The 14027-nt window shown below is 42.9% G+C and carries 15 protein-coding genes; 9 read left to right on the forward strand and 6 right to left on the reverse strand.

Annotated elements, in window-relative coordinates; genetic code table 11:
• Positions 1-57: 57 nt before the first annotated feature.
• The 3 genes from ICN38_RS09215 to ICN38_RS09225 all read right to left on the reverse strand — a co-directional run bounded on the left by ICN38_RS09215 (position 58) and on the right by ICN38_RS09225 (position 1828).
• Positions 58-366, reverse strand: coding sequence for a hypothetical protein (locus ICN38_RS09215; protein WP_216256765.1), 309 nt, complete (start codon positions 364-366; stop codon positions 58-60).
• 96 nt (positions 367-462) lie between these two features.
• Entirely contained in the window at positions 463-810 is a 348-nt protein-coding gene (locus ICN38_RS09220) for a DUF1622 domain-containing protein (RefSeq protein ID WP_216256766.1), read from the reverse strand.
• A 67-nt stretch (positions 811-877) separates the two neighbouring features.
• A complete protein-coding gene (locus ICN38_RS09225; protein WP_216256767.1) occupies positions 878-1828 on the reverse strand; it encodes a tripartite tricarboxylate transporter substrate binding protein in 951 nt (316 codons plus the stop codon).
• Between the two features lie 47 nt (positions 1829-1875).
• Here ICN38_RS09225 and ICN38_RS09230 point away from each other — a divergent pair, with 47 nt between their 5' ends.
• Positions 1876-2301 (forward strand): hypothetical protein, encoded by a 426-nt coding sequence (locus tag ICN38_RS09230; RefSeq protein WP_216256768.1) that lies wholly within the window; start codon positions 1876-1878, stop codon positions 2299-2301.
• Positions 2302-2334: 33 nt separating this feature from the next.
• Positions 2335-2655 carry a DUF6150 family protein gene (locus tag ICN38_RS09235; RefSeq protein WP_216256769.1) on the forward strand — a complete coding sequence of 107 codons (321 nt, stop codon included), beginning with the start codon at positions 2335-2337 and terminating at the stop codon, positions 2653-2655.
• Positions 2656-2661: 6 nt separating this feature from the next.
• On the opposite strand, the gene ICN38_RS09240 is transcribed toward ICN38_RS09235, so the two are convergent.
• Entirely contained in the window at positions 2662-3615 is a 954-nt protein-coding gene (locus ICN38_RS09240) for a tripartite tricarboxylate transporter substrate binding protein (protein WP_216256770.1), read from the reverse strand.
• 86 nt (positions 3616-3701) lie between these two features.
• On the opposite strand from ICN38_RS09240, the gene ICN38_RS09245 reads away from it, so the two are divergent.
• The 7 genes from ICN38_RS09245 to ahpF all read left to right on the forward strand — a co-directional run bounded on the left by ICN38_RS09245 (position 3702) and on the right by ahpF (position 10998).
• On the forward strand, positions 3702-4619 hold the full coding sequence (locus tag ICN38_RS09245; RefSeq protein WP_216256771.1) for an SMP-30/gluconolactonase/LRE family protein: 918 nt from the start codon (positions 3702-3704) through the stop codon (positions 4617-4619).
• A 1-nt stretch (position 4620) separates the two neighbouring features.
• Positions 4621-5685: an Ldh family oxidoreductase gene (locus tag ICN38_RS09250; protein ID WP_216256772.1), complete on the forward strand. Its 1065-nt coding sequence runs from the start codon at positions 4621-4623 to the stop codon at positions 5683-5685.
• A gap of 15 nt (positions 5686-5700) precedes the next feature.
• Positions 5701-6669: a tripartite tricarboxylate transporter substrate binding protein gene (locus ICN38_RS09255; RefSeq protein WP_216256773.1), complete on the forward strand. Its 969-nt coding sequence runs from the start codon at positions 5701-5703 to the stop codon at positions 6667-6669.
• A gap of 216 nt (positions 6670-6885) precedes the next feature.
• Positions 6886-7284 carry a hypothetical protein gene (locus ICN38_RS09260; RefSeq protein ID WP_216256774.1) on the forward strand — a complete coding sequence of 133 codons (399 nt, stop codon included), beginning with the start codon at positions 6886-6888 and terminating at the stop codon, positions 7282-7284.
• Between the two features lie 119 nt (positions 7285-7403).
• Positions 7404-8195 carry a DUF4239 domain-containing protein gene (locus tag ICN38_RS09265; protein WP_216256775.1) on the forward strand — a complete coding sequence of 264 codons (792 nt, stop codon included), beginning with the start codon at positions 7404-7406 and terminating at the stop codon, positions 8193-8195.
• 560 nt (positions 8196-8755) lie between these two features.
• Positions 8756-9319, forward strand: coding sequence for an alkyl hydroperoxide reductase subunit C (gene ahpC / locus ICN38_RS09270; protein ID WP_216256776.1), 564 nt, complete (start codon positions 8756-8758; stop codon positions 9317-9319).
• A gap of 101 nt (positions 9320-9420) precedes the next feature.
• Positions 9421-10998, forward strand: coding sequence for an alkyl hydroperoxide reductase subunit F (gene ahpF / locus ICN38_RS09275; RefSeq protein WP_216256777.1), 1578 nt, complete (start codon positions 9421-9423; stop codon positions 10996-10998).
• Here the strand turns inward: ahpF and ICN38_RS09280 are convergent.
• The gene (locus tag ICN38_RS09280) at positions 10995-13193 is read right to left on the reverse strand and encodes an OsmC domain/YcaO domain-containing protein (protein WP_216256778.1); all 2199 of its coding nucleotides are present in this window, start codon (positions 13191-13193) and stop codon (positions 10995-10997) included. The genes ahpF and ICN38_RS09280 overlap by 4 nt on opposite strands.
• 276 nt (positions 13194-13469) lie before the next feature.
• Positions 13470-13898 carry a nuclear transport factor 2 family protein gene (locus tag ICN38_RS09285; RefSeq protein ID WP_216256779.1) on the reverse strand — a complete coding sequence of 143 codons (429 nt, stop codon included), beginning with the start codon at positions 13896-13898 and terminating at the stop codon, positions 13470-13472.
• Positions 13899-14027 lie beyond the last annotated feature (129 nt).

Below are 14027 nucleotides of genomic sequence, written 5' to 3' on the forward strand. Positions count from 1 at the left end.
CCTACAAATACAAAACCCCAGCGATATACCGGGGGTTTTTATTGAGTCAGTGACAGACTAGCTTTTAGGATTCATGCGATAGAACACGAGTAAATCATTTCTACCGACAGGGGACACTAAATTGCTTTCAATATCGGCTAAAAAATCAGCAAAGGCTTGCGTATCTTCAAGTGAAGCTGCCTGCTCAGCATTCTCCCAAATACCAAAGCCCTCAATGACATTTTGTGCTTGATTGCCAACGATGATGACGTCATGAAGATCGGGGTGGCTTGCCAAAACTTCCTCTGCAAACCGATGATAGCGATCACAGACTTTCTGGAATGAACCAGGTTTTGTTTGTAATGAGAGATGGGCGACATGTGACATGGAGTGTTCCTAGTTAAGTTAATAATTAAAAATAGTAGTGCTTACAACTGTTTTAGTACCAAAGTTTTTAACATCCTATGAATCTATTTTCGATGGTTAGTCTTTGGGAGGTGATTGCCAAGGCCAGCGACCATCGATCTCTAAAGTCAGGGACCAGCTGAGAAAGCATCGGATCAGCACGATTGCGCCCAATACGCCAACACTCATCAGTGTTGGGCTAATAGCAACTGTACGGATGACATCACCCGCAACCAATACCTCTAATCCCAATATCAGGGAGCGAACAATTTGAATACGAAAGGCCTTATAAGCATCACTGGAGTTTTGTGTATAGAGGTCTTTAATAAAAAGGAACAGCCCCCAAAGCATGCCAATCGATACCACTGCAACACCAAGGGCGTCCATGACATTACTCACCGCCCGAATAATTTCAATTTGATCCATGATCTTTACTTGGTTTCCACTTAGTGAATTTATACACCATTATATTAATGGCTTTAGAGATAAAAGACTATTCCTTTGGTGCTCCAGACATCTTGACGATACCTTCGTAGCGCTTTACTTCTGATTGGGAGAATTTAGTAAATTCTGCGACAGAGCCACCATCAATTTGCGCGCCAATAGATTGCAAACTTTTTCGGACTTCTGGATCATTGAGCACTTTATTAAAAGCAGCATTCAGTTTTTCTGTAACGTCTTTTGGAGCACCTGCAGGAAGCATAACGCCATACCAAGCATTAGCCACCATCGGTACACCAGCCTCTTTCATCGAAGGAACATTTGGCAACTCTGGAATACGCTTATCTGCAGCCACGCCCAATGCCTTTAACTTTCCAGCCTTAATATTATTGAGTGACCCTGTATCGAGCATCATATCGATATGACCTGCCATCAGATCTAACGCTGCAGGACCACTACCCTTATAAGGCACATGTCGAACATCTAAACCAGTTACGGTCTTAAATTGAGCGCCTGCCAAATGCTGAGATGCACCAATCCCCGCTGATCCATATGTAAACTTACCGGGGTTTTGTTTAGCATCATTTACCAAGTCTTTCATGCTATTCCAAGGCGAGGATGCTGGTATCACCATGATGTTTGGAATAGTGCAAACCAACACCACTGGAGTGAAGTCTTTGATAACATCAAATCCTTGGTTAGAAAATAAATGTGGGCCAGCTGCATTAGTAGAGCTTGTAGCCATCAGAATGGAATAGCCATCTGGTTTATCTTGAACAAAGGCTTGTGTACCAATATTGCCACCTGCTCCACCCTTGTTTTCTACAAAGACAGAAACACCAAGCTCTTTTGTTAGGGGCTGAACTAAGATACGCGCCACTTGATCAGTAGCCCCACCCGGCGGCCAAGGCACTAAAAACTTGATTGATTTATCAGGATAGGCTGCATAGCTCGAAATACTTACGACACTAAACAGGATCACCAGGAATGACTTGAGTTTCATAAGACACCTTTATCTCGGGGCTGATTCAACATAATTTCAGGTACAGTTTGATCTATACCAATGCCAATATAGCGCATGCCTACCAAATTGATACCGAAATGCCCAAAGAGTTAAATCGTAGTGAGTTACTAGAGATTGCTAACTCTACCCCATCAAAAGCCAATTGCTCTAAATGCGAATCCCTTTCGTGCGTAGGCTGGGAAACAGTACCAGGCTCATTTGATCTGAACTGTCTCAAGCCCATTGGCACGCTCAGAATAGAAGGTGCTCCAGAATTTTGGGAAGAAGATCACCCAGAAGGCACAAACCTATGGTCTGAAAATGCGCCCATATCGATTCAATTTCATCCCTATAACCGCTCAGATGTCTATGAATGTAAAGAATGTGGCAGTAAGTATTTGCGCTACACCGAATACGGCGGGTACTATGTAGATGAGCGCATACGGGCCTTAGACCCAAAACTCATTAGCTAAAAGATTCTGATAAAACGCGATGGAATATCAGCAATGAAACACTTTAAAACCGCGATCCAATTTTGCTCTTTAGTAGCATTCCTGTATTCATGCTCGATCAATGCGGCACAGATCTATATTACAGACTATGCATCAGACGCCGATGCAAAAGTCTATGTCACTCAATACCAATCAGATGCCAATTGCATTGTGTATGAAACCGCCTATAAATCAGACAATGATCCAGGTGTCTGGTTTTTCACAAAATACAAAAGCGATGCTAGGGCAACAATTTATTACACTAAATACAAATCCGATGCCAGCCTCATTGTGTACTTCACCAAATATAAAAGTGATGCACGCTGCCGGTACTAGTTTTCATTAATCTATCTTGAGATTATTGTCTTTTGCAAACTTTTGCCAGTATCCAATTTCTTGTTTGAAAGATTTTTCAAACTTATCTGGCGGAGTAGCAACAATATCAAAACCTTCTTCACCAAATTTTTTACTGAGCTCTGGGCTAGCTAGCGCTTTATTGACAGCCTGATAGATCCTATCAATGATCGGCTTTGGTGTTTGTGGGGGAGCGAAAATACCAAACCAGTTATTGATGTCATAACCGGGCAATACCTCGGCAATACTAGGAACGCTTGGTAAAGCTGACATTCTTTGCCCACTGGATACTGCAATGGGTATGACTTTGCCACTGCGAATAAATTGCATCAAACCAGGTGCAGTGCCGAAAGACATATTAATTTGACCGCCCAGTAAATCAGCCAGGGCGCCCCCACTCCCTTTGTAATGGACCATCGTCATCTCCGTGCCGCTAGACTTCTCCAACAACTCAGCAGCCAAGTGCGAGATCTGCCCCGCACCAGCTGTACCGATAGTAACCTTACCTGGATTAGCTTTTGCATAAGCCAATAACTCCTTTAGGTTTTTGAAGGGAGCAGCAGGATTGGCAACGAGTAGTTGAGGAGCATTGGCTACTTTAGTGATGGCACTTAAGCTCTGTGTATCAAAAGGTAATTTGAAAAAAGTGGGATTACTAGTAATTGCGCTATTGGTAAGTAATAGGGTATGGCCGTCGGGAGCTGCCTTAGCAACCGCATCGGTGCCGATAATGCTTGAAGCACCAGGTTTGTTTTCCACAATGACTGAAGCGCCTAATTCATTGCCCATTTTTTCAGCCAGTACACGGCCCAAAGTATCGGACCCTCCCCCTGGAGCAAATGGAATAATCATTTTGATCGTACGACTTGGATACTCCGCTGCATAAACGGAGGCCGTAAACTGCATGGCAGCAGCTAGCAAGGAAATGAAAAATAGTCTCATATTGGTCTTGTTACCTTGTTTAATCATGAACTGACAAGTAAGATCTTTGTTTATCTGACAAACTATAAATTAAAAGTGGAGACAACATGTTTAAGGCGCCCCCTGAAATAGGCACCGAAGTATTTGCTCGCATTCCGGATCAATATCGCAAGTCCGGACAACTTTCGCAAGAGCGCATTTTGGCTGGCAAAGGCAATCTCAAAACCGATAGCTATATCGAAGGCCCTTCGTTTGATCAAGATGGCAATCTCTATATTGTTGATATCGCCTTTGGATTTATTTATCAAATAGATCCAAAGGGCTCAGTTAAACCCATCGCAGAATATGATGGAGAGCCGAATGGATTGAAAATTCATCAAGATGGTCGTATTTTTGTAGCAGACCATAAAAATGGATTGATGCTACTGGATCCAAAGTCTGGAGTAATGCAGCCATTCATTGAGCGCTATAAAACCGAGTCCTTTAAAGGTTTAAATGATTTGGTTTTCTCTAAAAATGGCAGTCTTTACTTTACTGACCAAGGGCAATCTGGATTACAAGATCCCTCAGGAAGAGTCTTTTGTCTTGATGATGCAGGTAAATTAAACTGCCTACTCAATAATGTTCCCAGCCCCAATGGGATTGCACTCAATCCCGCAGAAAACCTACTTTATATAGCTGCGACTCGTGCGAATAGTATTTGGCGGGCAATGCTTTTACCTGATGGCTCCATTACACGTGTTGGTAACTTTATTCAAATGTCGGGAGGATCAGGTCCTGATGGTCTTGCAGTAGATCAAGAAGGTAATCTATTCGTAGCGCATGCAGGCATCGGTGTAGTCTGGAAATTTTCCCCACGAGGTGAGCCTCTTCTTCGAATTAATTCTTGCGCTGGTTACATGACTACTAATCTCGCCTTTGGTGGAAAAGATAATCAAGACCTGTTTATTACTGAATCAGAAACTGGCAGCATTCTACGCGTACGTATGGATACCCCAGGGCTAGCACTTTTCTCCCATCAATAACATGACCATATCCAATAATTACCTTAAACCAGAAGACCTGATTCGATTTACCCAAGCAGTGTATGAGAGTGAAGGTGTTCCTAAAGATGATGCTTACCTTGCTGCCGACACCTTAGTTCAATCAGAACTATGGGGGCATTCATCACATGGACTACTGAGACTCTCTTGGTACTACGCCCGCTTGTGTTCTGGTGCGATGAAGCATGTAACCAATTCAAGTTTAGTCGTTGACTCTAATGCGATTGCGATCTTAGATGGTGGTGATGGCGTTGGCCAAGTTGTTGCAAAACGCGCGGTGGAAGAATCCATCAGAAGAGCCAAGCAACATAGTGTTGGCATTGTGTCAGTAAAAAACTCAAATCACTTTGGCACCTGTATGTATTTCACCAGGATGGGCGCTAAAGAAGGTTGTATTACGATCTTGATGAGTAACGCTGGTCCCAATATGGCGCCTTGGGGTGGACGTCAAAAAAAGATTGGCACCAATCCATGGTCTATTGCAGTACCAGGAGGTAAACATGGTGCAGTAGTGATGGATATGGCAAATTCAGGGGTGGCAAGAGGTAAGATTTATCTAGCCCAAAAACGCCGCCAATCGATTCCCAATGATTGGGCTATTGATAAAGAGGGTCGCCCTACTACTGACCCTCAGGCTGCAATCGAAGGTTTCATATTGCCCATGGCTGGACATAAAGGCTATGTAATGGGTGTGATGGTAGACATCCTTTCTGGAGTGTTGTCAGGTGGTGCATTTTTAGATCAAGTGCATGGTCCTTATGACCCCATCAATAAAAGTTCAGCGTGTCATTTGGTGATATCACTCAATGTGTCTGCATTTCAACCTCTCGCAGAATTTGAAGGTCGTATCGATGAGTACATTCGCTCACTAAAAGATGTGCCGCTAGCAGAAGGTCATCAGCAGGTGTACTTTCCTGGAGAGATGGAATCCCAAGCTGATGCTAAAAATAGACGCTTAGGTCTTTTACTACCTGAAGACACCATGCTGAGCCTAAAACAAGTTGCACTTGAATCCGGGCAAGAAAAACTACTGCCCTTTTCAATCTGATTACTGGAGACATTCATGAAAATAATGAAACTTTTATCCTTGGTGGCTTGCTTAATTTATGCCCACCTAGGCATGGCCCAATCAGCCCCTCCTTGGCCCAATCGCACCGTCAAAATTGTTTCAGGGCTTGGTCCTGGAAGTAGCATGGATCTGGTGGCAAGATCAATCGCCCCCGCACTATCTGAAATCTGGGGCCAATCTGTGATTGTGGAGAATAAAACCGGCGCTGCAGGCAATGTGGCAGCAGGCTATGTAGCTGGGGTTGAAGATGATCACACAATTCTGATTGCGCAAAATGCCATTGCGATCAGCGCGTCCTTTTACCCCAAGCTCTCTTATAACCTTAAGAAAGATTTGAAGCCAGTCAGTCAAGTGACATCTATGCCACTAGTAGTCATTGTTAACAATAATCTGCCCGTTAAAAATCTCAAAGAATTAATTGAGTATGCGAAACAAAGGCCCAATGAATTAAACTTTAGTTCTGCAGGTATTGGTAATGCGGATCATATGGCGGGTGAACTCTTAAATGCCCAAGCTGGCATCACTATGACCCATGTACCATTTACTAGTGGAGCGCTTGCTCTCAATGCCTTGATCGCTGGTGATGTGCAAATGTATTTACCGGGTCTGCCAGTGAGCCTACCTAATATCAAGGCAGGTAAAGTCAGAGCGCTAGCAGTCACTACCAACAAGCGCGCGCCTGCATTGCCTGATGTCCCAACCGTTGCAGAAGCTGCCATTCCTGGTTATTCAATGCCGCTTTGGTATGGCATTTTTGCTAATCAAAGCATGTCAGATGCCCATATGAAGAAGTTATCAAATGATATCAATAAGGCCATTAAGTCACCTGATATACAAAATAAGATCGGCTCAAGCGGAATTGATTTGGTAGGTAGCTCGCCTGATGCGTTTAAGACCTTTGTCAATAATGAGACCGATCTCTGGGCCCAAACTATTAAAGCTAGAAATCTGAAGCCCGATTAAGAATGACAATCTGAAGCTTACTCAATCTCATAGAATCATTTTTCCTAGATTCGGCAGCTGAAAACCTAGATCTAGACAGCCAAGATTGGAAATTCAAAATTCTGTTTAAGGCCACCGCAGAAGATGTATAGTGGAATTTAGGAACGAAGAGTCCATCAGAAACGAGCCGTAAAACTGTATTTTTGATCTTAAAACTGACTTCAAAGGAGACTTATAGTGAAATTCTTGAATTATCTATTTATTGCTGCCGCAATACTGCCGGGCATCAGCCAAGCGCAATCCACTGCACCTAAAGCAGCCTCTTTTTCTTCAATGGATACTAACAAGGATCAGATTGTTACTAAAGAGGAAGCGCAAAAGGCTGGCATGCCTGATGCAGTGTTCAAAAAAATTGATAAAGATGGTAACAACCAAATCACTAGTACTGAGTCAAATGCCTATCGCGCTCAGAATAATTCAATCGATGCAATCGATAGCGATAAAGATAAGAAAATTAGTAGAGATGAAGCCGTTAAGATGGGGATGACAGCACAAGAATTTAGAATTCTGGATAAAGATAATAGCGGCTATATCACCCAAAAAGAATGGGATACAGGTGACTGGATTATTTGGTAATACCTAGGATCTATTTGAAATCTACGAACCCCAACTAGAGATAGCTGGGGTTTTCTACTTAGCGTCATTCAATTGATAAAGAACGCTTTCTTCCCTATCAAACCCATACATTACGAATAATGATTCCCTATATTACCAACCCACCCGAGACGATCCTTCTCATTCGGATGCTAGTCATCTCTACTGGAGTGAGTTTAATTTGCTTATACCTAGTCCAGAAATATTGCACTTGGTTAAGCCTTCGAGATGGCGGAATATTTGGCACCATTTTTGCCAACACCATGCCTACCCTAGTGGGATTCATATTTGCTTTTGTCACGGTAGCTGCATGGCAAAACCACAACACTGTTAGCGACAATGTTTCAAAAGAGGCACATGCACTATTTGATCTATACCAAATCCTAGGAGCCTACCCTAGTGAAACCAAAAAAATTGGCCAGGCAGAGATCATTAGTTATACCCAAGCCGTCATTAATCAAGAATGGCCAAATCTTTCTGACGGAGAAATGGATGTAGAGACTTTTAAAAAGATAGAACGTATCAATGCGCTATTTTTGACTCATAAGGCGTCCAACCTAAATGAAGTAGCCATTCATAACGAAGGCTTACGTTTAGTCTCCGTCTATAGAGACTTACGTAGAGGTCGATTTGAAAACGCTATTTCATTCGTAGGTAATTCCCTGTGGGGAGCACTTGTTTTATCAGCCCTATTTCTCACTCTATTTTCAGTATTCTTCAAAACGAGCAATATACGTATCCATGCCGTAATGATGGCACTTGAAGGAGGGGCGCTTGGGGTCATGTTCTTCCTCCTAGTCCTCTACGACAATCCATTCAGTGGGCCTGGGGCGATTAAGCCCACTCCATTCCAAAAGACGCTTGATTCTATTGCGATTGTTCGAAAACAGTAATGTTATTGAAATCCAAAAAGCAAAAAACCTGATGCAAAGATCAGGTTGATTATTTGGTAGACATCTCTGCAGTACTTATCTCTGTAGTTTGGTCTTTGTTTGCCGGTATTCCGCTGGCGGGATCTATCCCTATCTCACCAGTCAGTCTCTGGCGGTTAACTACGAATTTCTTTTGAGGAGATGGGCATCCGTGACAATTGCCTATTGGTTCTAGCTCCACCTCCTTGGTCAGAACAAGTCCCGACCAGAAGTAACACTATATCTGAATGATCTCTAAAAGTCAAGTAATTTACTCAAGTATTTAATCTATTAAATTCAATCACTTAGGAGGTAAGTCATTTATAAACTCCTGCTGAGACTGCTCACTGGCTCTCTTTCCATCACTTCCAGTTATTTACTTTGTTGATCCTTAACTTAAGTAAACACTAGCTCACATTCTTTAATCGAAAATATCGATCAATATTATCAAATCTATTTATTAGACAAATAATAACTTTACCCTGAAAATACCCTCAGTAATCAGTTCGTTATCAACTTATTCAAACCCCGAAAGGAACAAGATGTCCATCATTAATACAGCAGTGCAACCATTCAAAACCGAAGCATTTCATAACGGTAAATTCGTTACCATTACCGAGGAAACTCTCAAGGGCCATTGGTCAGTTTTGATTTTTATGCCTGCAGCTTTTACCTTCAACTGCCCAACAGAAATTGAAGATGCTGCAGAAAACTATCCTGAATTCCAAAAAATGGGTGCTGAAGTTTATATCGTCACAACAGATACACATTTCTCCCACAAAGTATGGCATGAGACTTCACCTGCTGTAGGTAAAGCGAAGTTTCCATTAGTAGGCGATCCTACTCATACATTAACAAATGCTTTTGGTGTGCATATCCCTGAAGCTGGCCTTGCTTTGCGTGGCACATTCATCATTAACCCAGAAGGCATTATTAAGACTGCAGAAATTCACTCAAATGAAATCGCTCGTGACGTTTCTGAGACATTGCGTAAGCTCAAAGCAGCGCAATACACAGCGGCTCACCCAGGTGAAGTTTGCCCAGCTAAATGGAAAGAAGGTGCAGCTACATTGACACCATCTTTAGACCTCGTAGGCAAGATCTAATTCATCACTAGTTATCCATAGACTCTCTTCGGAGAGTCTATTGGAGAGGATCACATCCTGCCCAATAGACTCACCTCATTATTTATAGCAAGGAATTTATCGTGTTAGACAGCAATATCAAAACACAATTGAAGGCTTATTTCGAAAAGATCGTTAGCCCTATCATTTTGACTGCATCTCTTGATGACAGTGAACATTCTGTGCAAATGCTCGAGCTCTTAAATGAAGTTGCTGAGCAATCAGACAAGTTAAGAGTATTAAGTAACGGCACGTCCTCGAGAATCCCAAGCTTTACCGTAGGCAAAGAGAATGAAGCTGCACACATTACATTTTCTGGTCTACCAATGGGTCATGAGATGACTTCGTTCATCTTGGCTATTTTGCAGGCCAGCGGTTACCCTCCAAAGGTAGAACAAGACATCATCGATCGCATTCGTAGCATCGATGACAAATTGCATTTTCAGACCTTTATTTCTTTGTCTTGCCACAATTGTCCTGATGTCGTTCAAGCCCTCAATTTAATGGCAGCTCTCAATCCAAATATTGAGCATGAAATGATTGATGGCGCGCTATTCCAAGGGTTGGTAGATGAGCATCAAATCATGGCAGTGCCTACAGTGATCCTCAATGGCCAAGTCTTTGGTCAAGGGCGCACTACTGTAGAAGAAATTATTGCCAAGTTAGATAGCAATAGCCCCCAAAAGGATGCTGCAAAATTCAATGCCAAGGAGGCGTTTGATATGTTGGTACTTGGAGGTGGTCCTGCTGGTGCATCTGCCGCTATCTATGCAGCCCGCAAAGGTATTCGTACTGGAATTCTGGCTGAGCGCTTTGGCGGCCAATTAATGGACACACTCGGGGTCGAGAATTTTATCTCTGTAAAAGAAACGGAAGGTCCAAAGCTAGTTCAGGCCTTAGAGCAACACGTCAAAACCTATGAAGTTGATATTATGAATTTGCAACGTGCTACTGCATTACGTAAATCTGAGAACGGCATTGAAGTTGAATTAGCCAATGGTGGCATTCTTAAGAGTAAGTCTGTAGTGATTAGCACCGGCGCTCGTTGGAGGGAGATGAATGTTCCTGGTGAACAAGAGTATCGCAATAAAGGTGTCGCTTACTGCCCGCATTGTGATGGCCCGCTCTTCAAAGGTAAACGGGTTGCCGTTATTGGAGGTGGTAATTCAGGTGTAGAGGCTGCGATAGATTTGGCTGGCATTGTGAGCCATGTAACGCTGATTGAGTTTGATAGTCAATTACGGGCAGATGCTGTATTGCAAGCAAAAATGGCAAGTTTGAATAATGTGACTGTCATTAAGAGCGCCCTCACCAAGCTTGTTTTGGGTGACGGAGCAAAAGTAAATGGCCTGGTCTATCAAGATCGTACTAATAGCTCAGAACATACCATTGAACTTGAAGGCATCTTTGTGCAAATTGGCTTACTCCCCAACACTGATTGGCTCAAAGGTACAGTAGAGCTCTCCAAGTATGGCGAAGTTATTGTTGATGCTAAAGGTGAAACTTCATTACCTGGTGTCTTTGCAGCAGGCGACTGTACAACCGTGCCCTATAAGCAAATTATTATTGCGATGGGAGAAGGTGCTAAAGCTTCCTTGGGAGCATTTGATTACCTCATTCGCTCATCTGTTCCCGAAACCGAAAAGGCAGTGGCTGCTTAAGTCTTGAGTGTCTTTACTCTGGCTGCATGTAGCTTTCTATAACTATCGATCAATCGATGGTGCCTATCAAGCCCATCTAGATTGATGCTGGTTGGTGTCAATCCGAAGAACCGCACACTTCCATCGATCGAACCCAATACGGCATCCATCCGAGCATCGCCAAACATTCGACGGAAATTTAGCACATAGTCATTAAGCTCTAAGTCCTCATCCAGAACGGTCTCTAAAACTGCATGCAAGGCTTGGTAAAACAATCGTCTCTCAGCGGTATTGTCGTTGTACTGAAGGAATGCACCCACTAATTCTTGGGCCTCATCAAACTGCTTTAAGACCAGATGAATTAGTAGCTTTAACTCTAGAACGGTAAGCTGGCCCCAAGTTGTATTCTCATCAAACTCAATACCAATCAAAGTAGCGATATCGCCGTAATCATCAAGCTCGTTACTTTCCAAACGCTCAAGCAGAGCCTCAAGACTAGATTCATCTAAGCTAGAAAGATTGAGAATATCGGCGCGGAATAAAAGTGCTTTATTGGTGTTATCCCAGATCAAATCCTCGATTGGATAGACCTCAGAATAGCCAGGGACCAAGATTCGACAAGCAATTGCGCCTAGTTGGTCATATACGGCAAGGTAGGATTCTTTGCCCATAGACTCTAAAATACCAAAGAACGTTTTAGCTTCTTGCGCATTGGAGTCTTCACCTCGACTTGAGAAATCCCACTCAACAAATTGATAATCGGATTTTGCGCTGAAAAAGCGCCATGAGACAATGCCACTGGAATCAATGAAGTGCTCTACAAAGTTATTTGGCTCAGTGACAGCTTCACTTGCAAAAGTTGGTGGCGGTAAATCGTTCAAGCCTTCCAAACTACGGCCCTGTAGCAATTCAGTCAAACTCCGTTCTAGTGCCACCTCTAGAGTTGGGTGCGCTCCAAAAGAAGCAAATACGCCACCAGTTCGTGGATTCATCAAAGTGACGCACATCACAGGATAGATACCGCCCAGCGAGGCATCCTTTACGAGCACTGGAAAGCCCTGCTCTTCTAAGCCCTGTATCCCAGCCAGAATTCCAGGATATTTCGAGAGCACTTCCGAAGGGACGTCCGGCAAAGCAATTTCACCTTCCAAAATTTCTCGCTTCACTGCGCGCTCAAAAATCTCAGATAAGCATTGCACCTGCGCCTCAGCTAAGGTATTGCCGGCACTCATACCGTTACTGACAAAGAGATTTTCAATCAGATTTATTGGAAAGTAGATTGTCTTCCCATCTGAGTGGCGCACATAAGGCAAGGAACAGATACCCCGCTGCACATTACCAGAATTGGTATCTACCAAATGTGAGCCACGTAACTCACCATCAGGGTTGTAAATTTTGAGACAGTATTCATCTAGGATTTCAGATGGCAGTGCATCTTTAGGGTCTGACTTGAACCAGCGCTCACTGGGGTAATGTACAAATGATGCATTGGCGATGTCTTCGCCCCAGAATGCACCTGCATAAAAATGGTTATTACTGAGTCGCTCAATATACTCACCTAATGCTGATGCTAAGGCGCTTTCTTTGGTAGACCCTTTGCCATTCGTAAAGCACATCGGCGAATGCGCATCTCGTATGTGCAAGGACCAAACATTGGGAATGAGATTGCGCCACGAGGCAATTTCTATTTTGATACCAAGGCTAGCTAATAAAGCAGACATATTGGCAATTGTTTCTTCCAGCGGTAAGTCTTTACCTAAAATATAAGTGCTGACATCTGCAGCAGGCTTTAGAGTCAATAAGGCCTGGGCGTCAGCATCGAGGTTCTCTACCATCTCAATCACAAACTCTGGTCCTGCTTGGACGACTTTTTTAACCGTGCAGCGCTCAATAGAACGCAAAATACCCTGACGATCAATGGCAGAGATATCTTCTGGTAATTCCACTTGAATTTTAAAAATCTGTTGATAACGATTTTCAGGATCTACAATATTGTTGTGTGAGAGCCGAATATTTTCAGTAGAGATATTACGAGTCTCGCAATACAACTTCACAAAATATGCGGCGCATAAAGCTGAGGAAGCAAGAAAGTAATCAAAAGGGCCAGGGGCTGACCCATCGCCCTTATACCGAATAGGTTGATCAGCAATGACCGTGAAGTCATCAAACTTGGCTTCAAGTCGTAGCTTATCGAGAAAGTTAACCTTAATTTCCATGGAGATAATTCCAAAAATAATGCAGAAAAATGGATGTAGGGCCTATTATCCATCGCAACGCCAATGCTGTGTAATACAACGACTTTTTCTAAAAGGAGAAAGAAAAAGGTGCAGCAAGAGTGTGCTGCACCTTTTTCTTCGTTAGCTTGGAGACCAAGCTGTACTCATAGAGGCTTATGCTTTCAATATTTGGGGAAGAGGATAGTGTAATTCAGCCACCATTCGATCACGGGGATCTAGAATGATGCAATTTTCGTAATCAAAGATCAGAGATTTTTAAACCGGATTGAGATTAGCATGCGCAATAATTTGCCAGCCAGTTGGAGATTTTGTCCAAACATCCAAACGATAGTGCAATTTTGGTGACATTTGTTTACCAAGATAGTTCTCTGGTACCTTAATCTGATAAGTAACGATTAAATTATCTTGAGATTGGGTAACCTTAATATTTGATAGCTCATAGCTCCCCAACTTCTCGGCCTTGATGATGGCCATATTAAATGCGAGATCTTGAGCTCCTTTGGTATTGACTGACTGAAAGGCAGGAGACATCAGTTTGGTTAAACCAGCAATATCTTGACTCTTTTGCTGATCCCACCACAGCCTTTCCAGACGCTCTCCTTCGGCTTGCGCATTAAAAGCAGGTTGAGCATGAAGAGAAAAAGATAGGCAAAGCAATGCCAAAAATGATGATATAGCTTTCACTGAAATTCCTTTAAATGGTTTATATGGTTTTATAAATTTGCGTACCATTATTACCTAAGCTTTACGCACTTAAAAGCTCTCCCATAAAATAAATACTGATGACGCTAGATCGTGAGCGCCAAATTGAGA

Origin of the sequence: Polynucleobacter sp. AP-Melu-500A-A1, from assembly GCF_018882125.1 — a bacterium.
In the GTDB taxonomy this organism is placed as follows: domain Bacteria; phylum Pseudomonadota; class Gammaproteobacteria; order Burkholderiales; family Burkholderiaceae; genus Polynucleobacter.

Coding starts and splice junctions, on each gene's coding strand:
- ICN38_RS09215 (WP_216256765.1), bottom strand. CDS start 366: ATGTCACATGTCGCCCATCTCTCATTACAAACAAAACCTGGTTCATTC.
- ICN38_RS09220 (WP_216256766.1), bottom strand. CDS start 810: ATGGATCAAATTGAAATTATTCGGGCGGTGAGTAATGTCATGGACGCC.
- ICN38_RS09235 (WP_216256769.1), top strand. CDS start 2,335: ATGAAACACTTTAAAACCGCGATCCAATTTTGCTCTTTAGTAGCATTC.
- ICN38_RS09225 (WP_216256767.1), bottom strand. CDS start 1,828: ATGAAACTCAAGTCATTCCTGGTGATCCTGTTTAGTGTCGTAAGTATT.
- ICN38_RS09250 (WP_216256772.1), top strand. CDS start 4,621: ATGACCATATCCAATAATTACCTTAAACCAGAAGACCTGATTCGATTT.
- ICN38_RS09240 (WP_216256770.1), bottom strand. CDS start 3,615: ATGAGACTATTTTTCATTTCCTTGCTAGCTGCTGCCATGCAGTTTACG.
- ICN38_RS09265 (WP_216256775.1), top strand. CDS start 7,404: ATGATTCCCTATATTACCAACCCACCCGAGACGATCCTTCTCATTCGG.
- ahpC (WP_216256776.1), top strand. CDS start 8,756: ATGTCCATCATTAATACAGCAGTGCAACCATTCAAAACCGAAGCATTT.
- ICN38_RS09245 (WP_216256771.1), top strand. CDS start 3,702: ATGTTTAAGGCGCCCCCTGAAATAGGCACCGAAGTATTTGCTCGCATT.
- ICN38_RS09255 (WP_216256773.1), top strand. CDS start 5,701: ATGAAAATAATGAAACTTTTATCCTTGGTGGCTTGCTTAATTTATGCC.
- ICN38_RS09280 (WP_216256778.1), bottom strand. CDS start 13,193: ATGGAAATTAAGGTTAACTTTCTCGATAAGCTACGACTTGAAGCCAAG.